The sequence below is a fragment of the Chitinophaga sp. RCC_12 genome, assembly GCF_041360695.1.
GTDB lineage: Bacteria > Bacteroidota > Bacteroidia > Chitinophagales > Chitinophagaceae > Chitinophaga.
Genome location: NZ_JBFUPS010000002.1, coordinates 363808 through 388022 on the forward strand (window position 1 = coordinate 363808; position 24215 = coordinate 388022).

Annotated in this window: 24 protein-coding genes; 12 read left to right on the top strand and 12 right to left on the bottom strand. The window is 45.8% G+C overall.

What is annotated here, in order from left to right; translation table 11 throughout:
- Positions 1–11: 11 nt before the first annotated feature.
- From AB6805_RS06695 to AB6805_RS06710, 4 genes are read left to right on the top strand one after another with little or no spacing between them, the layout of a single operon-like run.
- Positions 12–1352, top strand: a complete 1341-nt coding sequence (locus AB6805_RS06695) for a PAS domain-containing sensor histidine kinase (RefSeq protein ID WP_370908670.1) — start codon at positions 12–14, stop codon at positions 1350–1352.
- Between the two features lie 36 nt (positions 1353–1388).
- Entirely contained in the window at positions 1389–2063 is a 675-nt protein-coding gene (locus AB6805_RS06700) for a lysoplasmalogenase (protein ID WP_370908671.1), read from the top strand.
- A gap of 19 nt (positions 2064–2082) precedes the next feature.
- Positions 2083–3681: an L-aspartate oxidase gene (nadB, locus tag AB6805_RS06705; RefSeq protein WP_370908672.1), complete on the top strand. Its 1599-nt coding sequence runs from the start codon at positions 2083–2085 to the stop codon at positions 3679–3681.
- A gap of 53 nt (positions 3682–3734) precedes the next feature.
- Positions 3735–4595, top strand: a complete 861-nt coding sequence (locus AB6805_RS06710; protein ID WP_370908673.1) for a lysophospholipid acyltransferase family protein — start codon at positions 3735–3737, stop codon at positions 4593–4595.
- Positions 4596–4665: 70 nt separating this feature from the next.
- Here the strand turns inward: AB6805_RS06710 and AB6805_RS06715 are convergent, their stop codons facing one another.
- The 5 genes from AB6805_RS06715 to AB6805_RS06735 all read right to left on the bottom strand — a co-directional run bounded on the left by AB6805_RS06715 (position 4666) and on the right by AB6805_RS06735 (position 8765).
- Positions 4666–5181, bottom strand: a complete 516-nt coding sequence (locus tag AB6805_RS06715) for a BON domain-containing protein (protein ID WP_370908674.1) — start codon at positions 5179–5181, stop codon at positions 4666–4668.
- Positions 5182–5302: 121 nt separating this feature from the next.
- On the bottom strand, positions 5303–6706 hold the full coding sequence (locus tag AB6805_RS06720) for a rhodanese-like domain-containing protein (protein WP_370908675.1): 1404 nt from the start codon (positions 6704–6706) through the stop codon (positions 5303–5305).
- A gap of 132 nt (positions 6707–6838) precedes the next feature.
- Complete coding sequence (locus tag AB6805_RS06725) at positions 6839–7198, bottom strand: helix-turn-helix transcriptional regulator (RefSeq protein WP_012788619.1); 360 nt, start codon at positions 7196–7198, stop codon at positions 6839–6841.
- A gap of 213 nt (positions 7199–7411) precedes the next feature.
- Positions 7412–8089: a tRNA (adenosine(37)-N6)-threonylcarbamoyltransferase complex dimerization subunit type 1 TsaB gene (gene tsaB, locus AB6805_RS06730; protein ID WP_370908676.1), complete on the bottom strand. Its 678-nt coding sequence runs from the start codon at positions 8087–8089 to the stop codon at positions 7412–7414.
- Positions 8090–8099: 10 nt separating this feature from the next.
- Entirely contained in the window at positions 8100–8765 is a 666-nt protein-coding gene (locus tag AB6805_RS06735) for a 3-hydroxyacyl-CoA dehydrogenase family protein (RefSeq protein ID WP_370908677.1), read from the bottom strand.
- Positions 8766–8863: 98 nt separating this feature from the next.
- Between AB6805_RS06735 and AB6805_RS06740 the strand changes: the two genes are divergently transcribed.
- A complete protein-coding gene (locus AB6805_RS06740; protein ID WP_370908678.1) occupies positions 8864–9247 on the top strand; it encodes a RidA family protein in 384 nt (127 codons plus the stop codon).
- A gap of 52 nt (positions 9248–9299) precedes the next feature.
- Here the strand turns inward: AB6805_RS06740 and AB6805_RS06745 are convergent, their stop codons facing one another.
- Positions 9300–10970, bottom strand: coding sequence for a murein L,D-transpeptidase (locus AB6805_RS06745; protein ID WP_370908679.1), 1671 nt, complete (start codon positions 10968–10970; stop codon positions 9300–9302).
- 166 nt (positions 10971–11136) lie between these two features.
- On the opposite strand from AB6805_RS06745, the gene AB6805_RS06750 reads away from it, so the two are divergent.
- Positions 11137–11463 (top strand): cupin domain-containing protein, encoded by a 327-nt coding sequence (locus tag AB6805_RS06750; RefSeq protein WP_370908680.1) that lies wholly within the window; start codon positions 11137–11139, stop codon positions 11461–11463.
- A 36-nt stretch (positions 11464–11499) separates the two neighbouring features.
- On the opposite strand, the gene AB6805_RS06755 is transcribed toward AB6805_RS06750, so the two are convergent.
- The 3 genes from AB6805_RS06755 to AB6805_RS06765 form a co-directional block, all read right to left on the bottom strand.
- Positions 11500–13050: an Rne/Rng family ribonuclease gene (locus AB6805_RS06755; protein WP_370908681.1), complete on the bottom strand. Its 1551-nt coding sequence runs from the start codon at positions 13048–13050 to the stop codon at positions 11500–11502.
- A 456-nt stretch (positions 13051–13506) separates the two neighbouring features.
- Complete coding sequence (locus AB6805_RS06760) at positions 13507–14349, bottom strand: M48 family metallopeptidase (protein WP_079471284.1); 843 nt, start codon at positions 14347–14349, stop codon at positions 13507–13509.
- A gap of 24 nt (positions 14350–14373) precedes the next feature.
- A complete protein-coding gene (locus tag AB6805_RS06765; protein WP_073084475.1) occupies positions 14374–14661 on the bottom strand; it encodes an HU family DNA-binding protein in 288 nt (95 codons plus the stop codon).
- Between the two features lie 220 nt (positions 14662–14881).
- Between AB6805_RS06765 and mutY the strand changes: the two genes are divergently transcribed.
- The 6 genes from mutY (at position 14882) to AB6805_RS06795 (ending at position 20774) form a co-directional block, all read left to right on the top strand.
- Positions 14882–15955: an A/G-specific adenine glycosylase gene (gene mutY, locus AB6805_RS06770; RefSeq protein ID WP_370908682.1), complete on the top strand. Its 1074-nt coding sequence runs from the start codon at positions 14882–14884 to the stop codon at positions 15953–15955.
- A 197-nt stretch (positions 15956–16152) separates the two neighbouring features.
- Complete coding sequence (locus tag AB6805_RS06775) at positions 16153–16611, top strand: single-stranded DNA-binding protein (protein ID WP_079471287.1); 459 nt, start codon at positions 16153–16155, stop codon at positions 16609–16611.
- A 123-nt stretch (positions 16612–16734) separates the two neighbouring features.
- Entirely contained in the window at positions 16735–18087 is a 1353-nt protein-coding gene (gene gldE, locus AB6805_RS06780) for a gliding motility-associated protein GldE (RefSeq protein WP_370908683.1), read from the top strand.
- A 22-nt stretch (positions 18088–18109) separates the two neighbouring features.
- Entirely contained in the window at positions 18110–18712 is a 603-nt protein-coding gene (locus tag AB6805_RS06785; RefSeq protein ID WP_370908684.1) for a hypothetical protein, read from the top strand.
- A gap of 72 nt (positions 18713–18784) precedes the next feature.
- Positions 18785–19354, top strand: coding sequence for a DUF3109 family protein (locus AB6805_RS06790; RefSeq protein WP_370908685.1), 570 nt, complete (start codon positions 18785–18787; stop codon positions 19352–19354).
- Between the two features lie 46 nt (positions 19355–19400).
- Entirely contained in the window at positions 19401–20774 is a 1374-nt protein-coding gene (locus AB6805_RS06795) for a LutB/LldF family L-lactate oxidation iron-sulfur protein (protein ID WP_370908686.1), read from the top strand.
- Here AB6805_RS06795 and AB6805_RS06800 read toward each other — a convergent pair whose 3' ends face one another.
- From AB6805_RS06800 to purH, 3 genes are all read right to left on the bottom strand, one after another.
- On the bottom strand, positions 20775–21971 hold the full coding sequence (locus tag AB6805_RS06800; protein WP_370908687.1) for a TonB family protein: 1197 nt from the start codon (positions 21969–21971) through the stop codon (positions 20775–20777).
- The gene (locus tag AB6805_RS06805) at positions 21964–22542 is read right to left on the bottom strand and encodes an RNA polymerase sigma factor (protein ID WP_370908688.1); all 579 of its coding nucleotides are present in this window, start codon (positions 22540–22542) and stop codon (positions 21964–21966) included. Before AB6805_RS06805 ends, AB6805_RS06800 begins: the two co-directional genes overlap by 8 nt.
- A 150-nt stretch (positions 22543–22692) precedes the next feature.
- On the bottom strand, positions 22693–24207 hold the full coding sequence (gene purH, locus AB6805_RS06810) for a bifunctional phosphoribosylaminoimidazolecarboxamide formyltransferase/IMP cyclohydrolase (protein WP_370908689.1): 1515 nt from the start codon (positions 24205–24207) through the stop codon (positions 22693–22695).
- Positions 24208–24215: the final 8 nt, after the last annotated feature.

The following is a 24215-nucleotide window of genomic DNA, read 5'->3' on the forward strand; positions in this document are numbered from 1 at the left end:
AAAGCGCTCCAATGAATCGTTTCAGCATTAATATCAGCTTCCGGGTCATCCTGCTGGCCGCCACGCTTACAGCCGCTATCTGGCTGTTCATGCACGGTATGCAGCCACTCACATTCCTGTTGATCCCGCTGATATTTATACAGCTGTACGGCATCTATCATTATCTCAACCGGATCAACCGGAAACTTACCCTGTTCCTCGAGTCAATCCGCTACGAAGATTTTTCTATCCGCTTCAGCGCCGATAATAAGCTCGGCAAAAGTTTCAGTATGCTGAACCACCAGTTCAACGAAGTACTGGAGGCCTTCCGGCAAACCCGCGCAGAAAAAGAAGCTAACCTGAAGTATATCGACACCATCGTGCAGCACATCAGCATCGGAGTATTGTCGTTTGATGCAGAAGGGAAAATAGAACTCATTAACCCAGCCGCTTTCCGCCTGATGGGCATCTACCGGCTGCGTAATATTCACGAACTGAAAACAGTTCATCCGGGCCTGTCGGAATTACTGATGGAATTGTCGTCGGGAAATAAAACGCTGTATGCCACAAGGCAGGAACAACAACTGTCTATTCACGCTGCTACCGTGCGGTTACAGGGCCGGCTCATTAAACTTATTTCCATCCAGAATATCCACTCGGAATTACAGAAAAAAGAACTGGAAGCATGGCAAAATCTCACCAAAATATTGCGCCATGAAATTATGAATTCCGTAACGCCTATTGTATCGTTGATTGGTACCATGCAGGAAATTGTGGACCTGGATATTGCACCCGGCGCACAGCACCAGGAAGGTATTTCCGACCTGCGCGAAGCGCTGCAAACCGTGGAAAGCCGCAGTAAAGGCATCATGAATTTTGTAAATGCATACCGCGACTATACCACCCTTCCGCAACCACAGTTTACCACGGTGAATGTACGGACCCTGGTAAACTCTGTGAGCAGCCTGTTCCAGGCCGATATGAAGCAGGCAGGCATCCGGTTCTCCGTAGAAACGGACGCCGAAAATATGGAGATCCACGCGGATATATCGCAGTTGCAAATGGTGTTGATCAACCTCGTTAAAAATGCGATGGATGCCCTGGAACACACACCTGAGGCGACCATCAGCATGAAGCTGTATCTTAACAACATCCAGCAGATATGTATTGAAATTACCGACAATGGCCCTGGCATTGATAAAGACGCCATGAACAAAATCTTTATCCCTTTCTTTACCACCAAAAAGAAAGGGTCCGGCATTGGCCTGAGCTTATCCCAACAGATCATACAAATGCATGGCGGGCAGCTAAAAGTGATGAGTCCGGGTATTAACGGTAACGGTACTACGTTTTATATCCTGTTGAATACTTAGCAGAATATTTGTAAATTACTGGTACAATCCCTTTCCATGTTCCGCCCAAAACACCTGATTATTTATTTTCTTGTACTATTGGCTGATATCCTGTTGATTGCCTTCGGCAGGGAAGAATACCGGTATGCCACCAAGCCGCTGCTGATGATTTTCCTGGCCGTGTATGTGTTGTATGCCAATGTAAAGATGCCCCGCTCCTTCCGTATTTTTTTATTGCTGGCATTATTTTTCTCTTCCCTGGGAGATGACCTGTTGTTGTTTGAAAATCTTTTCCTGCCGGGCCTCGGCAGCTTTTTCATTGCACAGGTGATGTATTGTATCTTCTTCCTGAAAATAAGATACAGCAACCTGCCGGTGCCGTTGTGCCGGTATCCGTATATATTCCTGAACGCTGCAGTGATAATCCTGTTCATCCTCTTCCTGCTACCCTATCTGGGCGGTTTAGCCATACCCGTTATCGCGTATTCAATTACCCTTTTCTTCCTGGTGCAATGCGTACTGCATGCCTTTCATTTCCGGCGGCAACCTACGGGCTGGTATGCGCTGGTGGGCGCAATGCTATTCGTTATTTCAGATGCTATGATCGCCGTGGGTAAATTCTATCATCCGTTTCCCGGCGGCGATATCCTGGTGATGCTCACCTATGGTTTTGCACAATGGGGATTGGTGTATGGCAGTACGGAGTACTTCCGGGTAAAAATTAGCCGGTAATTCTTACTTTTGTCTAACTATGCAGCAAACAGACTTTCTTGTCATCGGTTCAGGAATTGCAGGGCTCACTTATGCGCTCAAGGTATCACAACAATGTCCGGATAAAAAGATTACCATCATCACAAAAAGCCGGGAAGATGAAACCAATACCAAATATGCCCAGGGCGGCGTAGCGGTAGTAAATGACCTGGAGAATGACAGTTTCGAAAAACATATCGACGATACGCTCATTGCGGGCGACGGACTCTGTAACGAACAGATAGTAAAGATCGTGGTGACCGAAGGGCCGGAAAGAGTGAATGAGATCATTGAATGGGGCGCTAACTTCGACAAAAACGCCGATGGCGACTTTTCTCTTGGCCGCGAAGGCGGACACTCCGTTTTCAGGGTAATCCACCACAAGGATATTACCGGCAAAGAAATTGAACGCGCACTGCTGGACGCCATCCACCGCCGCCCGAATATAGAACTGATCACACACTGCTTTGTGGTAGACCTCATCACCCAGCACCACCTGGGCTACCTGGTTACCAAGTCCACACCTGATATAGAATGCTACGGGGTATATGTATTAAACCTCGCTACCAATAAAATAGAAAAGATCCTTTCCAAAGTAACCCTGCTGGCTACCGGCGGCAATGGCCAGGTATACCGCAGCACCACTAACCCAAACATCGCTACCGGCGATGGCGTGGCAATGGTGTACCGTGCAAAGGGCCGTATCGAAAACATGGAGTTCATCCAGTTTCACCCTACAGCCCTCTACCAGCCCGGCGTAAGCCCTTCCTTCCTCATTACTGAGGCAGTAAGAGGCGACGGCGGCATTCTCCGGAATATCCACGGGGAGGACTTTATGCAGAAATACGATCCTCGCCTGTCGCTGGCTCCGCGCGATATTGTTGCCCGCGCCATCGACAGTGAGATGAAGATCACCGGTACAGAACACGTATACCTCGATTGCCGGCACATGGACCTGGAGAAATTTATCCATCATTTCCCCAATATCTATGAAACCTGTAAAGCCGCGGGAATTGATGTGGCCCATCAAATGATCCCGGTATCGCCTGCCGCGCATTACAGCTGTGGCGGTATCAAAACCAATGAATGGGGACTCACCTCTATCCGCAATTTATATGCATGCGGCGAATGCGCCAGCACCGGCCTTCATGGCGCCAACCGCCTTGCCTCCAACTCGCTGCTGGAAGCAATGGTATTTGCCCACCGCTGTTTTATGGATGCTACCAGCAAAATAGACCTGCTGGAGTTTAAGGATAATGTGCCCGACTGGGATGCCACCGGCACCAGCGCTCCCAAAGAAATGATCCTGATCACCCAAAGCCTGAAAGAGCTGAAGCAGATCATGAGCGATTACGTAGGGATTGTACGGACCGATGTACGTTTACAACGCGCCCTCCGCAGGATGGATATCCTGCACGAAGAAACGGAAGACCTCTACGAAAAAACAATGGTATCGCCGCAATTATGTGAACTGCGTAACCTTATTACTGCAGGTTACCTGATCGTAAAAGGCGCCGCCTTCCGTAAAGAAAGCAGGGGACTTCATTTCAACACTGATTATCCGTTTAAGAGCGATCTCGTACAAAACATTGTACTGTAAGCTAAACGGCTGTCTTTCATTACCTTTGCGTTGGATTTACAACCATCAGGAATATGTATTATCTGCTGCTTGCTTTTTGTTATAGCCTTTCCATATTGCCATTTCCGGTGCTTTACTTCATCAGCGACGTATTATACGTGCTGGTGTACCATGTGATCGGATATCGCAGGAAAGTAGTGATGGAGAACCTGACCCAGGCCTTTCCGGATAAGTCAAAGGAAGAACTCACCCTTCTTGCAAAAAAATATTATCACAACCTCACCGATATGATGGTGGAAACCATCAAACTGCTCACCATGAGCAAAGCGCAGCTGCAAAAACGTTTCCGCTGCGACCTTACAGTATTGCATGAATTGTACGCACAGGGTAAAAGCTGCCAGCTGCACCTCGGGCATAACTTTAACTGGGAATGGGCTAACCTGTTTTGCATGCAGGGCGTGGCATTTCCTTTCCTGGTAGTATATATGCCGCTTACGAGCAGGCCGGCCGACCGGATGTTCCGGCATTTCAGGGAAAAATTCGGTACTATCCTTATTCCTGCCAATGATATGGGCAACAGCATGCGGGCATGGACCAACAAACAATATTTAATTGCTTTGGTGGCAGATCAGAATCCCGGTAATCCGCGCAGCTGCTACTGGTACCCGTTCCTCAATAAAATGACGCCGTTCTACAAAGGCCCGGAAATGGGCGCCAGGAGAAGTAATATCCCGGTAGTGTTTGTGGATATCCGTAAAGTAAAAAGAGGTTATTACCATGCTTCACTGAAGCTGGCCTTTGAAAATCCGCAACAGGAGCCCGAGGGCGCTATCACGGAAGCTTTTGTAAAATATCTCGAGAAAAATATTCATGAACAACCGGAAGTTTGGGTATGGAGCCACCGGCGCTGGAAACATGAATATAAAGGGAACTAAAAATATTTTTTTTAGAGGAGATGGATACCTGATGATCTCCTGTGTTGCTTCATGCTTTCACCCGGCTTTCTTATTTGACCTGTACGTTATTCGTTACTTTTTTCGTGGCATACTTTTGTGCGATTTGCAGCATATTATGAACGTTTTTTCTTTTAACGGCTCCGCTGAGGATGACTTCCCCGTCTGAAACAGTAACAGTAACATTCGTAAACCTGCGGGCAGCGTAAACAGAGTCCAGGGAACGTTTGAGGATAACGTCGGGATCAGGCCCCGCAGGCGTTGGCGTTGTTGTTGGTGGTGGTGGTGTTGGCGGTGCCACTATGGCTGTTTTCACGGTGATATTATCCTGTACCGACTTCACTCCTTTCATTCCTTTCAGCGCGTCTTCGGCAGCTGATTTGGCCACTTCGTCACCCACTTCACCACCCAGGATCACGACGCCGTTTTTCACGTCTGCAGTGATGCCGGGGATATGACTCAGCTTTTCATTTACTTCTGCCTTTAGTTCTTCATCTGAAGGTTTACAGCCAAACATCAGTATGTTTATAAACATCAGCGAGGCTATTGCCAGGGTTTTGATCCTCATGCCCAAACAATTTTATAGCAAGAAGTTAACAAATACGCAGGGAATGGCCAAAAGAAAACGGGATCGATAAAAAGAAGCCAGTGCTTCTTTTTATCGATCCCGTTTAAAAATATGGAGGTAATTAGTTCAATACCGTTTTTTCCTGTACAACCTGTAATCCTTTCTGGTCCTTCATTTTAGCGAAGCCACCTTCTATGTTACGCAAATTGTGGATACCTTCTCTTTTCATGATAGAGCAGGCAATGATGCTGCGGTAACCACCCTGACAATGTACATACAGGTTGTGGTTATCTTCCAGGTCAGCTAATTTTCCCGGGTCCATCATATCACCGAGGGTGATATTGAGTGCCCCTTTGATATGGCCATCTGCAAATTCAATAGGCTTGCGAACGTCGATGATCACCAGGTTGGGATCATGTGGAATGTCCATTGCCAGTTCATCTGCTTCTACGGTGATGATCAGGTCTTTTGCTTCACCGGCGGCTTCCCATGCAGGGTAGCCACCATCCAGGTAGCCTACTACATTATCAAAACCCACGCGGGCCATTCTCACCACGGTTTCCTCTTCTTTACCGATGGGGGTAACCAGGATAATGTCCTGGTCAAACGGCAGGAGGCTGCCCGCCCATTCGGCGAAGCGTCCTTCCAGGCCAATGCTGATGGAGCCGGGTACATATCCGTCGCCAAATTCAGTAGCGGGACGGGTGTCGAGGATTAATGCGCCGGCTTTACCTTTTGCTTTGAATGCTGCAGGGGTAAGCGGCTGCATTGCCTTTTCCATTACGGCTTTCAGGGCATCGTATCCTTCCTTGTTTATTTTTGCGTTGATCGGGAAGTAAGATGGCGGCGTAGCTAAGCCACTGGTCACCTCTTCGATAAATTTATCTTTATCTGTAGCCAGCAATGCGTAGTTAGTGGCTTTTTCCTCACCAATGGTACTGTAAGTGTTTGGTCCCAGATTTTTGCCGCAGGCGGAGCCGGGGCCGTGTGCAGGGTATACGATTACAGCGTCCGGCAGTGTTTTAATACGGTTATTAAGCGAATCGAACAGGTGTCCGGCCAATTCTTCTTTGGTGAGGTTACCGCTGAAAAGATCCGGGCGGCCAACGTCTCCAACAAATAAGGTATCACCCGTAAATAAGGCATACGGCTGTTGTTGTTCGTCCGATAGCAGGTAGCAGGAAGATTCCAGCGTATGGCCGGGTGTATGCAGCACTTTAAAGGTTACTGCGCCGATGTCGAATACTTCATTATCTTTTGCTATATAAGCATCGAAGCTTGTTTCTGCATCCGGGCCATATACGATTTTGGCGCCGGTAGCTTCTGCCAGTTCCAGGTGTCCTGAAACAAAATCAGCGTGAAAATGAGTTTCAAAGATGTATTTAATGGTGGCGTTGCGTTCTTTTGCCAGATCCAGGTATACTTCAATATCACGCAACGGGTCAATCACTACCGCGATCCCGTTGGATTCTATGAAGTATGCCGCTTCCGACAAACAGCTGGTGTACAATTGTTTTACGTACATGGTTTTTGATTTTTACAAATTTACAACTTCTGAGGCTGTACACTTATGGATAAAATCTATACCAAAATAAAAAAGTAGCCCTGGGGCTACTTTTTTATATAATACTTTTCCGTAGTACACGGATCAATGCTTTTAACCAACAAGTTCTTCCACAAACTTCGCCACTTCAGCAATACGTTGCTTGTTGATGGTGTAGTGAATAAACTTACCATCTCTTTCTGTAATTACAATGCCAGCACGCCTTAATATGGCGAGATGTTGCGATGCTACCGATTGTTCCAGACGCAATTTCACGTAAATCTCCGTCACGGTCATTTTCTTGTGATCTTCCAGCAGCTTAATCATCTGCTGGCGCAGCTTATGGTTGATAGCACGTAAAACCATAGCAGCCTTCTTTACGGCAATGTAATCCAATTTGATCTGGTCTTTTTCATTGGTACCTCTAGAAATAATAAGAGTATTAGAAGAGGTAGTTAATAATGTTTTTTCCATCGCATAATAGTTTTAAAAAAATGATGAAATGAAAGGGATCAACGGACAGTACTCGCAAACAGTTAGACAACAACTGCGGTAATCGATTTATACAAAAATATAATATCTATCACAATAAAAAAAATTTCCATACCTTAAATTATCATATATATGCCCCGGATACTTGCAAATTAGATGTAATTTGACTCTCCCATGACAAAACTAAGATATATGTCAGGGCTTTTGAGGAGAATAAAAAGGCTTGAGGTAAAATGGACTGAAATAGGCCAGGTCAACGAATAACTTTTTTTCATAATCCTGGGCCGACAGCGGCGCCATATGTGCAGCGCTTATCACATATTCTGCAAAAATAGCATTTTTGTGTGAAGATACCATTACTTGCCACTTAGGGCTGCCATCACCGAAAAAGTAGATCGGGTGCGCTGCCAGGGGACCATCAAGAGAATTTGGATCCAGGATCATTGCCTGTGGTGGCATGATCTCCTGTAAACGGGCGTCATACAAGCCCATAAACACTTCCTGCCTGCGGGCGTCCAGCATAGGGCAATACAGCGCCTGCTCATTTTTTACTTCGGAGATTAAACCCTGCGCCATCATCTGAAGCGTGGAAACGGCCAGCAGTGGCTTATTCCAGGCATAACATAATCCTTTGGCAGTAGCCACGCCTACACGTAGCCCCGTGTAAGAACCGGGTCCGGCACTTACCGCTACCGCATCCAGCTGCTCAGGAGTAATTCCCTGCTCCTTCAATATCTGCTGAACAAACACGATCATAGTAGCGGCGTGGTCCTGCTGCTTTTCATTTATCAGCGTTTGTATCACCTGCCCATCGCGGGAAAGGCTCACAGAGCCTATTGTTGTTGCGGTATCTATATTCAGTATAAGTGCCATGTAAGAAAAATTAAATCGCTTCGTAGGCTGTTTGCAGTAAGGCGGCCACCTGGTACCGGTCATCACCGGTAGCATCATGTATAGCTTTTAATACTTCATACACCTGCTTGATGCCTATCCGTTCACTCCATTCAAATGGTCCGTAAGGATAATTGGTGCCCAAGCGCATGGATGTATCAATATCCTCCGGTGTTGCAGTGCCCTCCTGCGCTGTGAGATAAGCCTCGTTAATAATCATGCAGATTACCCGCGGTGTTACCAGTCCAACCGCATCCGCTACCAGCAAGTACTGCCAGCCGAGCTTATACATGAGGGTATCCAATGTTTCCTTTTGCCCTTCATCCAGCACCGATACTTCCAGTACCGGCATATTCACCATCCCTGTCAAAAAATTACAGCCAATGATATTGAATCCCTGCTCAAACGCATACTGGCCAATGATTTCCGTCAGGGAGGTTTTCACTATTCCTGCCAGCACCGGGATACCCGGATTTTTCGCATACACCTGCGCATGATCCGGCCGGTCATCGAAAATAAGATCCAGTACCAGGTCAAAAGGCTTAAGAGATAATACCTCCTCCAGGCTTGTTTTCCATTGTACATCATGATGCTTGGCCATTCCCTTCTCCTGCAATTCATCAAAGCGCTGCGCATCTGCTATTACCAGGATATTCATGCGTTAAATTTCGGCAAACCTAATAAAGAATCATTAATTATAGTACATCTGCTTTCCATACATTGGTGCGTTCTCAATTATTATTTACTTTCGTTTTCATGGAAAAGCAAATCATTAATACCAACAATGCGCCCGCTCCTATAGGGCCTTATAACCAATCTGTGAAGGCAGGTAACACCCTGTATGTATCCGGTCAGATAGCCCTGGACCCCGCTTCCGGCGAACTGATCAAATCAGGTATTGTGGATGAAACCCACCAGGTAATGAAGAATTTACAGGCCGTTCTCACTGCAGCCGGGCTGGGATTCCAGCACATTGTAAAAACCACCATCTTTATAACGGATATGAAAAATTTCCCGCAGGTGAACGAAGTATATGGCAGTTATTTTACCAGCGACTTTCCGGCCAGGGAAACCGTAGAGGTATCTGGATTACCGAAAGGCGTAAACGTGGAGATCTCTGTAATCGCAGTAGGGGCTTAACTTTACAGCAATGCAGCGGAGGAAACAGTTGTTCCCTCCGCTGCATTTCCTGTTATTTACCAAATAAAGAGGCGGCCAGTTTCTTATCGTGGCCATACACGTCATCCCTGAAATTCAGCCGCCCATCGCTGTCTACAAAGGCGGTGAAGTATACAATGAACACGGGCACTTTATCTTTTATCGTCACATACTTCTCTTTATTTGCATTCATCGCCTCATCAATTTTCTTTTCTGTCCAGGAAGAATCTCCCCGCAGCAGCCATTCCGCAAGGTGCTTAGGCTCAGCAATCCTGATGCAGCCATGGCTGAAGGATCGCTTGTTTTCTCCGAAGAGATAACGTGCAGGCGTATCATGAAGATAAATGTTGTACTCATTTGGAAAGAGGAACTTCACTTTGCCCAGTGAGTTTTTACCACCAGGTTTTTGCCGGACGATGTAAGGGAAATTCGCGCCTGAATACCTCGCGAAATTAATGGAGCCCGGTGAAATAACTTTACCGCTGGCACCCACTATTTCCATATTCTGACGGGCAAGATAACCGCTGCCGCTACGTTTGAGGCCAGGCAGCACTTCTCCGCCCAGGATGCCCGGGGGTACATTCCAGTAAGGACTGAACACTACATAACGCAGGTCTTTTGTGAAGATAACCGTGCTGGCGCCCGGTTTTCCTACTACCACGTTACAGCTCCACGATAATTTCCCCTTATCATATACATGCATTCTAAACTGGGGGATATTTACCAGGATGTAATCTGTGGTGGGCTCTAATGGCACCCAGCGTAAACGTTCCATATTAAGCAGGATCTTTTGAATACGGTCCTGTATGGGCGTATTCAGTGCATCCAGTACCCCTTTGTTAATGAGGCCATCTTCTTTCAATCCCATTCTCAGCTGAAAATTACGCACTGCAGAGTCCAGCGCGACGGTGAACCTCCTGGTGGTATCGGCTTCTTTCAGGTCGCCATAAGCTTTCAACCGTTCTTTCACGGTGGCAATTACTTCGGAGGAATCTCCTTTTTTAAAGCTCTTCTGGGTGGTGCGAATAGAATCCCATTTGGTGGAAGATTCAATCTGCGCCAGCTTTTTCAGCTGCTGACGCAGCATGATATAGTGCCTGTTCACCGGCTCGTCATCTTCAAAAGCATTATTCTTTTTATTCACCATAGAGTCCAGCAGGCTCTCCATATCTATTTTTTTGCGGGGGATAAACCATTCCAGGTCTTTCGCGGAATCGGCGGTAAGCCCTCCCCATACTTTATTTCCGTAGGCAAAGAATTGCGCGGTAAGCAGCATTTCAATGCGGGGAATAGCAGTATCGCCGGGTTTCAGGCCCACATCACTCACCAGCAGGGTATCTGTGAGCCTTTGCAGGTCAGGGTTCATCAGGCTGCTGTCTTTAATACCATAGGCGGCATCGTTCTTCATCATGTTGATGAAGTTGCCCGCCTGTTCGGTAAGACCATCTTTATTAATCCAGGCAAAATGGTAATCGCGTTTGCGGTAAAAGTTGCGGATATATTCGTCGTAGGCGTCATACGATGAATGCGACTGCAGGAAATTATTGACATAATTGCTGTCGAGAGCCTGATCAATATACTCTTCTTTGGTATAGTGAGTAGTATCTCTTGCTTTTGTTCTTTTCCGGGAGCCGCTCTGCTGCTGACAGGCAGCAAAAATAATCAATGTCAGTAAGGCCAATGAGGAATAGAGACGTATAGTCATAAGCGTAATGGATGTTGAATATTTACTTAAAAACAAACATGACAATCAAACTGTTGGGATCAGAAGGGTATTATGTGGTAAATGTATGAAATATATGTACTTATCGCTTCAGACCGTTGTTAAAATCTGCTGCATCAGTTATATTTAATCTCTAAAAGATATAAAAATGAACAAACCTGCTCCTCTGGATACGATTCCTGTAAAAAATACGATTGCCGGGCATTACGGCCGGTTTGTGCATGGCAGTAAGAGTACATTGGCCTTCTGGGAGATAAAGGCGGGATTTGAATCGCCGGTACATCAGCATCCGCATGAGCAGATCACTTATATAGCCGAAGGTACTTTTGAGATGAGCCTTGACGGGCGGAAGTATACGCTGAAACAGCATGATACGCTGGTGATTCCGCCGGATACGCCGCATGGCGGGCGGGCGTTGGAAGATTGTAAGATCATCGACAGTTTCAGTCCGGCCCGGGATGATTACAGATATTAAAAAGAAAAGGTCCTGATAGTATCAGGACCTTTTCTTTTATAATTTGATTTCTTCGTCGTTAGCGTCAAAGAAGCGATATTCAGTAAGGTGGTAATTGGAGTCAGCTTTGAGTTTGATCCATTTTTTATAATGGAAGTACCATTTCCATTGTTTGGATGCCAGGAATCCTTTGGTAAGGAAGGCATGCAGTATGGGGTGAACGCGGATGGTGAGGCCTTTATGTTGGTGATTAAGCAGGTATTGAAGGTTCTTTTCTATGTCTTCGAGGATCAGCATGGATGCACCGATTTTACCGGTTCCTCTGCAGGTAGGGCAATCTTCTGCCACGGAGATGGTGATCTCAGGTTTTACCCGTTGGCGGGTAATTTGCATGAGTCCAAACTTCGAGATAGGCAGGATGGTGTGTTTAGCTCTGTCCTGGGCCATGAATTTCTCCATGGCTTCAAAGATAGCTTTCTTGTTTTCCGGCAGTTTCATATCAATGAAGTCAATGATAATGATACCGCCCAGATCGCGCAGTCTTAATTGACGGGCTATTTCAGCAGCTGCTTCCAGGTTGGATGCGAGGGCATTTTGTTCCTGGTTGTTGCTGGAGCTTTTATATCCGCTGTTTACGTCTACAACGTGTAGTGCTTCTGTGGCTTCAATGATGAGATATACGCCGCTGTCGAGGTTCACGGTTTTACCGAAGGAGGCTTTCACCTGCCGGGTAATCCCGAAGTTGTCGAAAATGGGGGAACCGTTGTTGTAATAATTAACGATATCGGACTTTTCCGGCGCAATCTTTTGGATATACGTTTTGGTATCAGTGTAGATATTTTTATCGTTTACAACAATGCGGTTAAAGCTCTCATTGAGCAGATCACGGAGGATGCTGGCGGTTTTGGTTTGCTCGCTCAGGATCTTTTGCGGGGCTACGCCTCCACTGAGATTTGCCTGGATATTTTTCCAGGTTTGAACGAGGGTGGTCAGATCTTCGTGTAATTCTGCAGTTTTCTTTCCTTCAGCGGCGGTGCGTACAATAACGCCAAAGTTGGGCGTTTTGATGGCTTCCACGATTTTCTGCAATCTTTTTCTTTCTTCGGAGGAGTGGATTTTTTTAGAAACCGCAACAATATCATTAAAGGGTGTTAACACTATAAATCTTCCGGGTAAAGAAATTTCGCAGCTAAGGCGTGGGCCTTTAGAAGAAATGGGTTCTTTCAGAATTTGTACGAGGATATTGGGTTTACCGCCCAGTACATCCGTAATTTTACCGGTCTTGACTATTTCCGGTTCATTTTTAAATTTGGTAAAATCAAATCCATCGGGCGTTTTATCGCTGATGGCCATTGAAGTAAATTTAAGAATGGAGCGGATATAGGGGCTGAGATCCGTGTAATGTAAAAAGGCATCTTTTTCAAAGCCTACGTCGACAAATGCAGCATTTAAGCCGGGTATCAGCTTTTTCACCTTGCCCAGGTACAAATCGCCTACTGAGAAGTTAGGATTGCCACTTTCGTGATGTAACTCCACTAGCTTCTTATCTTCCAGTAACGCAATTTCCACCCCTGTGGGAGCCGCATTTATAATAAGTTCCTTATTCAAGCGTCCAAAATTTTAACCTTTAAAACTTCACCTTTATGCTATGCACACGGCTATTTAAGAACAGCTTACTGCATACCAAAACAATAGCTCACCTATAAAGTTAGCGTATTTCTTCACGTTCGTGATGAATGGATTGCTTAAGGGTTCAGCGATCACTGCAGGTAATGTCCGGAGAATTCAATTGCGGGATCTATGGAAACAACCTGCATGACAATAGCAATTTAAGAAGTAAATGCTAGAATCATGCAGGATATATGAAAATTTTTATCCGACCACCGCGCCGGGAGCATACCTTGTTAGTATAAATGGCGGGAAACTGGAGTAATTATTTCTTCTTACTTTTATGCCGGTTCTTTCTCAGTCTTTTTTTACGCTTGTGAGTGGCAATTTTATGTCTTTTTCTTTTCTTACCGCAAGGCATACGCTGATACTTTTTTAAATGATTGAAAAATAATATTATTGAATACTTTTAATATAACTATCTACTTCCTTCTTCAGTTCCGGATCGGTCATGAGTTGTTTGCTTTTTTCAAACAGTTCAATCGCTTTCTTTTTATCTCCCTTGCTTCTGTACGATTCTGCCAGCACAAATAACACTTTTGCGTTATCCGGGTGGTTCTTCGCAACGCCTTCCAGTCTTTCGATAGCTTTATCGTACTGACCTGATGTAATAGCGAGGTTAGCTAAAGTAACCTGTGCATCAATATTATCAGGGTGTGCTGCAACGACTTCTCTCAGCTTTGCTACGCCGGTCATAGGTTCGCCGGTGTTCATGTACACCATGGCCTGTGATATTTTCAGCGTATCGTTTGCCGGATTCAATTGTATCGCCTGGTCAAACAAAGTGATTGCCTGCTGGGCTTCCCATTTTGCTACGCGCGGATCTTCTGCATGTTGCAAGTGGGCCAAAAATAAATTGGCTGCAAAGGTGAGGCTTTTTTCGGAATTTTCCAACTTAGCGGCTTCGCCAAGATAATATGCGGCTACGGGCAGCTGGTTGAGGCTGTCCCAGGTGTTGTACAATTGATGGTACGCGGCTATCTGTTGGGTTTTCACATCCCCGCGGACAACATTTGTTTCAATAGTATTTACCTGTAAAAGTTTTTCAGCAGGAATTTTCCCTTTAGCTGTTTCCAGCAGTTCGGAGAAGGCAATAGGTGCTACATCCTGTCCCCCCTGCATAGGGGCGGCAGATGACATAGGTTTCTTTTCTGACCGGGGCACAGTACGGCCAAAGGCGAATAATATCACCAATAGTGCTACCGCAGCACCCACCAGAAGAACTTGTGATTTTTGCATCGCCTAAATTATTAGGCTGCAAAACTAAGAACTTTTGAGCTTCTTTACTTCAGCAACAAATTCTTTCGAAGGTTTAAATGCCGGAATAAAGTGCTCGGGGATCTCCACAGCTACGTTCTTCTTGATGTTACGCCCAATCTTGGCGGCCCGTTTTTTTGTGATAAAACTTCCAAACCCACGGATATAAATATGTTCTCCGTTAGCAAGAGCTTCTTTCACCTCTTTAAACATGGCCTCAAGTGTGACTAATACATCAACTTTGGGGATGCCGGTTTTTTCAGCAATGTTGTTAATTAAATCAGCTTTTCTCATATGAAAGCGAGAGGATTACTTTACTCTCAAAGTTAATTTAAAAATTCTAATTGCTGAATTTTAAGCAAATAAATTTTATCATTTTTTCTTATAACTGGTATTGGCGATAAATTATATTTATTTGCAGGCCCGGAAATAGGTATCCGGTATACCTCATAGGGTTTTTGTACAGCATTTGCCATATCAATATACTAAATAATTTTATTAAAATAATATATAAATGATATCACCCCGACAATTTTTTACGGAAAAATTACTGGAATGGAACCGGGAAACGAATACCCGCAACATGCCCTGGAAGGGTGAAAAAAATCCCTACCGGATCTGGTTGTCAGAAATCATTCTCCAGCAAACCCGCGTGGAGCAAGGCTGGCCATACTATGAGCGGTTTATTCAACACTACCCCACTGTTGAAAAACTGGCAGCCGCACCGGATGAAGAAGTGTTCCGTTTATGGCAGGGATTGGGATATTATGCCCGCTGTAAAAATATGCTGGCAGCCGCCAGGGAAATTTCGGCTACCTATCAAGGTAAGTTCCCCGACCAGTATGAACGGATTAAAGCGCTTAAAGGAATAGGTCCATATACGGCCGCAGCCATCGCCTCCTTTGCCTTCAATCTTCCCTACGCCGTGCTGGATGGCAACGTTTTCAGGGTCCTCTCCCGCTATTTCGGGATTGAAACGCCGATCGACAGCACCGCGGGAAAGAAGCAGTTCGATATGCTTGCCCAGGAACTCCTGCCGCAAGGCCATTCTGCTGAATACAACCAGAGCATCATGGACTTTGGTGCAGTGGTATGCAAGCCCCAGCAGCCTCTTTGCGGGGAATGCGTGCTCCGCAAAAAATGCGTGGCCCTGCATGAACAACTCGTTCCACTTCTCCCAATAAAAACAAAAAAACTCCTGATCAAAAAAAGATATTTCAATTATCTGCTTGTTCATTATAAGGAAGGTATATATATCCGCAAAAGAACAGATAGCGATATCTGGCAAAACCTGCATGAGTTTGTTCTCATTGAAACGGTTGGTCCGTCAGACATCACCGCCCTGCAATCGTCCGGAGCCTTTGAGCCGCTGCTGGGAAAAATGCCTTTTGAAATAGACCGGGTGTCTGCTCCATTTAAACAACAACTCACCCACCAAACCATTCACAGCCAGTTCATTAGCATCACGGTGAAGAAGGCGCCGGCCATTCCCGGGTATACCCTGGTACCCCGCAACAACCTGAATAGCTATGCCTTTCCGAAGACCATCACCACTTTTCTGGAAAGTAATCACCTGCAATTATTCTAGTGAACACGCATAGAGAATAAAAATATACATTAAGCGTTAAGGCACTTTAGGAATAGTGCCTGGTAACAAAATCCGGCTTAACCTGCTGCCAGTAAGAAATTTTTCCCTATCGATTGGAAAAAAATATTAACTTTAAGAAGGTTGTTTATTTATTAAAAGAAGAACTTTTTAACAATAGACTAAAAAAACCTACAACTATGAGAGGTGTTAATAAAGTAATCCTGATAGGCAATTTGGGCAGAGATCCGGATGTACAGTTTCTGGAAGGGAATATTGCAGTGGCCAAATTTTCACTGGCTACCACTGAAACGTTCAAGGACAGAGCCGGTAAGCTCATTTCACAAACAGAGTGGCATACGGTGGTGCTATGGCGGGGACTGGCCGAACTGGCGCAGAAATACCTGCACAAAGGCAGTCTTGTTTATATTGAAGGCCGCTTGCGCACCCGCAGCTGGGAAGACAAAGAAGGCAATAAGAAATTTGCCACCGAAGTTGTAGGAGATAACCTGGTTATGCTGGATAAACGCATGGACCTCAACAACCAAGATCACCCCATACCTCACCATAGCAGTACAGGGTCAGGCAGTGGAGAAAGCTTTCCGGGACTGGAAATACCACCTTCACTGAACGAACCCGCAGACGATCTGCCTTTTTAGTTGCAAAAAAATATTAAGTTTTGAATGTACGTAATCCCATATAGGGACATTACTTATATTTGCGTGCAGGGAAAGCAATTCCATGAATTACTTTCCCCTATTTTTTGATTAATTACATCAAAGTTGAACATCTTGGGCATCCTTTCGGCAAGCTACGTATCCTATTTTTTACAAGCCAGCGCACCAATTGGCGCCCCTAACGTGGTGGTATTCCTGCTTGTTATTTTTATTCTGCTGCTGCTAACCTTTATTGTTTCCGGTGCGGAAGTAGCTTTCTTTTCCCTTAATCATAAGGACCTGAATGTGCTTAAAACACGCCAGAACGCCTCCGGCAAACTAATTACCCGGTTGCTGGAAAAACCCAAATCGCTGCTCGCGTCCTTACAAATCGCAGGTATATTGCTCATGATCGCCTTTATCATGATCACCAATTACCTCGTTACCCAGATGGAAGACCTGCAAACGCTGCCGGTAGTATCCCTCCTGGTAAGGATTTCCGCGATCTGTCTCATCTTACTGTTCTTCGGCCAGATACTCCCCAGGGTATGGGCTGCCCAAAACAATATCCGTTTTGCCACCTATTTCGCCTGGTTCGTTAGCGGTGTACATGCCACCATGGAGCCTGTCAGCGATTTTTTTGTGGGTCTCAGCACCAGCATTGAAGATCGTTTCTTTCACCGTGGCAGCGGCCCGGTAAATTACCACGAAATTGATGAGGCCATCGAAATGAGCGTGGATGCCACCGCCTCCCAGGAAGAAAAAAATATCCTGAAAGGCATTCTGAAATTTGGCAATATTACCGTAAAACAGATCATGCGCGGCCGTTTGGATGTAAACGGCGTGGAATATGACAGCACTTTCGGCGATATCGTGAAAAGCGTAGCCGACCTGCATTATTCCCGTTTGCCTGTTTATAAGGATAACCTGGATAACATCGTAGGCGTTATCCATACCAAGGACCTGCTGCCTCACCTCGACAAAGGCAACACCTTCGACTGGCACGAGGTAATGCGCCAGCCTTTCTTTGTACATGGCCATAAACTGATCGAAGACCTCCTTTCTGAATTCCAGAGCCGGCGAATGCACTTTGCAGTCGTAGTGGACGAATTTGGTGGTACCTCCGGCATTGTAACCCTGGAAGATATCATGGAAGAGGTAATTGGCGATATTAAAGACGAATTTGATGAAGAAGAATTTAACTACAACAAAGTAGATAACTTCACTTACGTATTTGAAGGCAAAACCATGCTGAACGATGTTTGCCGCATCATGAACATCTCCCCTGAAACATTTGAAACCGTAAAAGGTGAAAGTGACTCTCTCGGTGGTCTTATACTGGAACTGGCCGGAAAATTTCCTGAAGAAAACAGCGTTATTAATTACAATAACTTCGATTTCACTGTACTGGAAGTCAATAAAATGAGGATCCAGAAAGTACAGGTAACCATCAGGCCGGATGCAGCTGATAAAGTGTAACTGCCTGCTAAATAAGCGTAAAATGCCAGCGATTAAAGGAAAGGCCCTCACCCTGCTCGTGGGGCTGATGTGTATATTTGCCGCCTGTGAAAACGTACCTACACCAAAGCCCAGAGGCTATTTCCAGGTAAAATTTCCGGAGAGAAAATACCGCACCTTCGATATGCCCGGATACCCCTACACATTTGAGTACCCGGCATACGCCAATATCATCAAAGACACCTCCTTTTTTGGTGCAGCACCGGAAAACCCTTATTGGATCAACATAGACTTCCCCTCCCTGAACGGGAAAATTTATATGAGCTACAAGATTATCGGACCCGGTAACAACAATTTCCGCAAACTGGTGGACGATGCTTTTAAAATGACTTACAAGCATACCTATAAGGCCGAATACATTGACGAAAACAAGATCCATACAGCTAATAACGTAAGCGGCACCTTCTATGAAGTAGGTGGTAATGCCGCCTCTTCGAAGCAATTCTTTGCTACCGATTCCGTAAAACACTTCCTTCGCGGCGCCCTTTATTTTGATGTTACCCCCAATTCAGATTCCCTCGCACCTGTTTACCGGTTCCTGGAACAGGATATGTGGCATATGGTGGAAACCCTGCGCTGGAGATAAGCCCTGAATGCTGTAACTTTGTGGTCTTAACAAGATTGTCTGTCTGTTATTTCAGGCAAAAGAGCATTCCAGATGATTATCATTGACGATAAATATATAAGTGACGAAGTAATTGAGGAGCAATTCGTATGCAACCTGTCCGCCTGCAAAGGCGCATGTTGTGTAGCGGGCGATTGTGGGGCTCCGCTGGATAAAACAGAAGTTAAAACCCTGAAGAAAATTTATCCGAAGATTAAATCTTACCTGCGGGAAGATGGTATCAAAGAAATTGAACACACTGGTACCAATACTACCGACGATGAGTATGGATATGTAACCCCGATTGTAAATAAAGGCATTTGTGCATACGCAACCATAGACGATCACGGCGTAGTAGGTTGTGGCATCGAGAAAGCATACAATGATGGTGTGGTTGATTTTAAAAAACCGATTTCCTGTCACCTGTACCCTATCCGTATTAAAAAGTACGAAACATTTGAAGCAGTAAATTATGACCGCTGGGAGGTTTGCAAACCCGCGTGCAAGAACGGTAAAACCCTTCAAGTGCCAGTGTATCGTTTCCTTAAAGATGCTTTGGTCAGAAAATACGGCACGGAATTTTATGAAGTGCTGGATAACATCGCAAGAAAAGAACACGGGTAAATCATTTTCGGATTTAACTATCTTTAATTAGGAATATTGCTTGCTTATGCATCAAACAGCATCTACTTTTCTGGAAGAAAGTGAAAAGAAAGCGTCTGATCTCGGCCACCGCCAGACGATCAACTTCAATATAGGCAAATACAATACAGCTGTAAAGGCCGGTAAACAACAGTTTACGGATTTACCTGGCGCAAGGGAAAGGGCCAAGAATATCAAGTGGAGAGCTATTGAGCACCTGGATAATCACCTGGAAGAATTTGAGCAAAACTTTACCCGTCGCGGCGGCAAGGTTATCTGGGCTGAAACTGCCGAACAGGTACAACAGGAAATACTGGCCATCTGCCAGGCGAAACAATGCAAAAGCATTGTAAAAAGCAAGTCGATGGCCACCGAAGAAGTACACCTGAACGCCTTTATGGAAAGTAATGGCATCGAATGTGTAGAAACTGACCTTGGCGAATACATACAGCAACTCGACGGAGAGCCGCCCTACCACATCGTTACCCCGGCCATGCACAAAAGCAAGGAAGACGTGGCCCGCTTGTTTGCGGAAAAACTTGGCACTGATCCCGGTCTCACTCCGGAGCAATTAACCCTTGTTGCCCGCGAAAAACTCCGCCACAAATACCTCCAGGCCGAAATAGGTATCACCGGCGCCAACTTCATTATAGCAGATACCGGCTCCATTGCCGTTACGGAAAATGAGGGCAATGCACGTTTAACCACTGCTTTTCCCAAAACGCATATCGTACTGGTAGGTATTGAAAAAGTACTTCCTTCTATTACAGACCTCAGCCTGTTCTGGCCTTTACTGGCAACCTATGGTACCGGTCAGCAGATCACCGCTTATAACAGTATTTTCAGCGGTCCCCGGCAGGAAGGTGAAATAGACGGTCCCGAAGAAATGTATGTCATCCTGATGGACAATGGCCGTACCAACATCCTGCAGGACACGACTGCACGTGAAAGCTTATACTGCATCCGTTGCGGCTCCTGCCTCAACGCCTGCCCTGTTTATAAAAATATTGGTGGTCACTCTTATGCTGCCACTTACAGCGGCCCTATCGGCGCTGTTATTACTCCGCATCTCAAAGGGATGGATTCCTACATGCACCTGAGTTTTGCTTCATCGTTGTGTGGTAATTGTACCGAAGTATGCCCGGTGCGCATTAACCTGCATGAACTGCTGCTGCATAACCGTCAGAAAGCCGTAGAGGAAAACTATACTTCCGGTGGAGAAAAATTTGCGTGGTTTATGTGGAAACAAGGGAGTACCAGCCGTAAAATGATGAACATGGCCAGCGGCAGAATGAAAAATTTCCTGCTGCGAAGATTCTTTGCCAAAAGCTGGGGAGATAACAGGGAGCTGCCTGTATTCGCGTCTAAATCCTTTAACCAGCAGTGGAAGGAACGGAAATAACTACTTATCTTTTTGCACGGTAAACTTTACCCTCACCTTTACTTTAGCGGGTTTCCCGTCTGAAGCGGGTGTCCATGCGGGGCCTTCTTTGATTACCCGTATAGCTTCCGCATCACAGGCCTCATTCAGATGACGGATGACTCTAAAGTTTTGCAGGCTACCATCCGGCATAACGATGAAGGATACACGTACTGTACCACTGTATTTATTTTCCGGGTTAACCGTTTTGGTTTTCAGATAGTTTTCAAAGGCTGTTTCTCCTGTTATTGGAGCGGGTTCCCGGTAATCAGTGTCATCGGCATCGTCGGAAGATACCGCTACCCCGGCCACTTTTCCGGTTAATACAGTTTCTGTACCGGAGTTGGAAACAGTGTCGCGTGTGAGCACACTCACCGACCCTGTGACATTTTTCCTCTTTTGCACACCGTAACCCACTACTACTACATCGTTTAGTGCGTTATGCTGGCTGTCCGGTATATTCAGCATCTTACTTCGTCCCCTGATCATTATCTGTTTCTCTTTTTCGGCAGAAGGAGGAGGAATAAAGTTCCGCTGATGGTCCGTGCGTTCGGCCTGAACGCCCGGTGCGGCAGCAAGCATATCTGCTGTGTCAGACACTCTTTTGTTTGCAAGAGGAATTGTTTCGTCGGCTGCTTCGCTTTTGAAGTCGGGCTTTGTTTTATAGGCACCTGCTGCCTGATCCTGCTTTTCTGCTTGCTTCTCAACTGTTAGCGGCTTAACGGGTGTTGTAGGCGTAATTTTTTTAGCGGGATGATCAGCATTTACCGGCGATGGGGCGGTGTCTCCATGTTCGGAGTATACCGGTGCCGTCTCCGGTGATGGTTTCGGCGTGCTTACGTTGGCAATAGGTGCTGTTCGCTGTTGGTTCCAAAGGAACCAGCCTGCAGAAAACATCAACAATAAAATAGCTGCTGCCGCTGCTGCCCGGTAAATCAGGGGACGGATGCGGCCTCTGGGCGCAACCCTTTCTAATAGTCGGGAGGCAAGATCTTCCTGGTGGGCGGTTTGTTCCGGAGCGTGCAGTGCATAGCCTTCCAGCGCGTCGGCCAGGAACGGATCGTCCAGGGCCTGGCGTTCCAGGGCATGCATGGCTTTATCGTCCAGCTCTCCCGCCAGGTATTGGCGGATGAGCCCGGCGAGTTCTTCCGGTTTTATATGTGGCCGCTTGTCAGTCATCTTGTTGTTCCATACATATTTTCAGGTTACGCTTTCCGTTCTGGATGTAGCTTTTTACCTTATTCATTTCATATCCTGTAATAACGCTCACTTCCCTGTAGCTCTTTTCTTTCAGGTAAAACAAGTCTACACTGCGTTTTTGTTCTTCCGGTAATGTTTCCAGGCATTTTTCCATGCTCTGCAGGTTATCTTCCAGTGATACGCCGTTTTCATGATGCCCGTTTTCGCCGTTTTCCACAACGAGGTGATCATCAATAGATACCTGCCGGGATTCCTTATTTTTCATTGCCCGCAGCTTCATTAAGCAATGATTACGGGCAAGTACATGCAACCAGCTTTTAAAATTCTGGACTTCGTGTTGCTTTACCTTGATAATTAGTTCCTCAAAGATCTGCATTACGGCATCCTTGCTGGCTTCTTCATCAAAATATCTCAGGCATACCCCATATACCAGGTTCATATAACGCTGGTAAAGGGCGGCAAGAAAATCCAGTTTACCGGTGGTTTTAAACTCCCCGATCAACCAGGTATCATCTGCATCCTGCATGATATTTTGTTGAATAAAAGACATTTGTAGCAGCTATTGCTTATGGCCTTAGCTTTTAGGATGATATTGATTTACAAGTCGACAATACTATTATTTTTTTTGAATATTATAAGATGAAAATAAGAAAGCACCGGGAATTCCGGTGCTTTCTCTTATAAATTCCAATAATTACGATTAGTGTCTGAAGTGGCGCATGCCGGTCATTACCATTACCATATCATGCTCTTTACAGAACTCAATGGAGTCGTTATCCCTCATAGAGCCACCAGGCTGGATTACTGCTGTAATACCATGTTCGTGGGCAATGCTTACACAATCATTGAAAGGAAAGAAAGCGTCGGAAGCCATTGCTGCACCTTTCAGATCGAAGCTAAACTGGCCGGCCTTTTCAATGGCGTGGCGCAGTGCGTCGATGCGGGAGGTTTGGCCACATCCTTTACCAATCAGCTGTTGATCTTTTACCAATGCGATCGCATTGGATTTCAGGTGTTTACAAACGATGTTGGCAAATTCCAGGTCAGATTTTTCAGCGGGTGTAGCAGGACGGGCGCCCACTTCATTCCATTCTTTGTAGTTACCATTATCGCTGTCCTGCAGTAAAACGCCGTTCAATACATTTTTAAACATGTACTTGCTCTTTACCGGTTGTTTCTGTTCCAGGAGGATGCGGTTCTTTTTGGCCTGCAGTACGATCAGTGCATCGGCATCAAAACCAGGAGCGATGAGGATTTCGAAGAAAATTTCACTGATGGATTCGGCAGTGGTTTTGTCGATTACCCTGTTGGTTACCAGTACGCCGCCAAAAGCGCTTTCCTTGTCGCCTGCCAGTGCTGCATCCCAGGCTTCTTTCAGTGTGCCACGGGAAGCAATGCCGCAAACGTTCGTATGCTTGATCACAGCGAAGGTAGTCGCTTCAAATTCCTGGATCAGCTGGCACGCAGCGTCTACATCCACCAGGTTGTTGAAGGATAATTCCTTACCATGTAATTTGTTAAAGATTTCATCCAGGTTACCATAGAAAACACCACGCTGATGCGGGTTTTCGCCGTAGCGGTTCACTTGTCCTTCCGGAACAGAGAGCTGGAAATTTACGCCGGGCTCATTATTCAGGAAATACCGGGAGATCGCCACATCATAGTGAGCGCACACTTCAAACGCTTTGGCAGCAAAGCTCCTGCGATCTTCAATGGTGGTAGCGCCGTTGTTATCGATCAGTACCTTTTCGAGGTCGACGTATTGATCTTTCGAAGCAACAATCACCACATCTTTATAGTTCTTACCGGCTGCACGGATCAGTGACACCCCGCCAATGTCAATTTTTTCGATGATGGTTTGTTCTACCGTCGTGCTTTTTACGGTTTCCTCAAACGGATATAGGTCAACGATTACCAGGTCTATTTCCGGAATCTGGTATTCCTTCAGTTGTTCCAGATCCTGTGGATTATCGCGGCGGGCCAGAATACCACCAAATACCTTAGGATGCAGGGTTTTAACACGTCCACCCAAAATAGAAGGGTAAGCAGTCAGGTCTTCTACTGCTACACATTTCACACCCAGGTCCTCAATAAATTTTTGGGTACCGCCGGTGGAATAGATGGTAACACCTTGTTCACCTAATTTTTTAACAATGTTCTCCAGGTTATCTTTATAGAAAACGGAGATCAGCGCTGATTTAATTTGCTTTTGCATGAATGGAA

Coding starts and splice junctions, on each gene's coding strand:
- AB6805_RS06740 (WP_370908678.1), top strand. CDS start 8,864: ATGGAAAAGCAAATCATTAATACCAACAATGCGCCCGCTCCTATAGGG.
- AB6805_RS06805 (WP_370908688.1), bottom strand. CDS start 22,542: ATGTCTTTTATTCAACAAAATATCATGCAGGATGCAGATGATACCTGG.
- AB6805_RS06695 (WP_370908670.1), top strand. CDS start 12: ATGAATCGTTTCAGCATTAATATCAGCTTCCGGGTCATCCTGCTGGCC.
- AB6805_RS06720 (WP_370908675.1), bottom strand. CDS start 6,706: ATGTACGTAAAACAATTGTACACCAGCTGTTTGTCGGAAGCGGCATAC.
- AB6805_RS06725 (WP_012788619.1), bottom strand. CDS start 7,198: ATGGAAAAAACATTATTAACTACCTCTTCTAATACTCTTATTATTTCT.
- mutY (WP_370908682.1), top strand. CDS start 14,882: ATGATATCACCCCGACAATTTTTTACGGAAAAATTACTGGAATGGAAC.
- AB6805_RS06745 (WP_370908679.1), bottom strand. CDS start 10,970: ATGACTATACGTCTCTATTCCTCATTGGCCTTACTGACATTGATTATT.
- purH (WP_370908689.1), bottom strand. CDS start 24,207: ATGCAAAAGCAAATTAAATCAGCGCTGATCTCCGTTTTCTATAAAGAT.
- AB6805_RS06710 (WP_370908673.1), top strand. CDS start 3,735: ATGTATTATCTGCTGCTTGCTTTTTGTTATAGCCTTTCCATATTGCCA.
- AB6805_RS06790 (WP_370908685.1), top strand. CDS start 18,785: ATGATTATCATTGACGATAAATATATAAGTGACGAAGTAATTGAGGAG.
- AB6805_RS06750 (WP_370908680.1), top strand. CDS start 11,137: ATGAACAAACCTGCTCCTCTGGATACGATTCCTGTAAAAAATACGATT.
- AB6805_RS06765 (WP_073084475.1), bottom strand. CDS start 14,661: ATGAGAAAAGCTGATTTAATTAACAACATTGCTGAAAAAACCGGCATC.
- AB6805_RS06800 (WP_370908687.1), bottom strand. CDS start 21,971: ATGACTGACAAGCGGCCACATATAAAACCGGAAGAACTCGCCGGGCTC.
- tsaB (WP_370908676.1), bottom strand. CDS start 8,089: ATGGCACTTATACTGAATATAGATACCGCAACAACAATAGGCTCTGTG.
- AB6805_RS06700 (WP_370908671.1), top strand. CDS start 1,389: ATGTTCCGCCCAAAACACCTGATTATTTATTTTCTTGTACTATTGGCT.
- AB6805_RS06735 (WP_370908677.1), bottom strand. CDS start 8,765: ATGAATATCCTGGTAATAGCAGATGCGCAGCGCTTTGATGAATTGCAG.
- AB6805_RS06795 (WP_370908686.1), top strand. CDS start 19,401: ATGCATCAAACAGCATCTACTTTTCTGGAAGAAAGTGAAAAGAAAGCG.
- nadB (WP_370908672.1), top strand. CDS start 2,083: ATGCAGCAAACAGACTTTCTTGTCATCGGTTCAGGAATTGCAGGGCTC.
- AB6805_RS06775 (WP_079471287.1), top strand. CDS start 16,153: ATGAGAGGTGTTAATAAAGTAATCCTGATAGGCAATTTGGGCAGAGAT.
- AB6805_RS06715 (WP_370908674.1), bottom strand. CDS start 5,181: ATGAGGATCAAAACCCTGGCAATAGCCTCGCTGATGTTTATAAACATA.
- AB6805_RS06760 (WP_079471284.1), bottom strand. CDS start 14,349: ATGCAAAAATCACAAGTTCTTCTGGTGGGTGCTGCGGTAGCACTATTG.
- AB6805_RS06785 (WP_370908684.1), top strand. CDS start 18,110: ATGCCAGCGATTAAAGGAAAGGCCCTCACCCTGCTCGTGGGGCTGATG.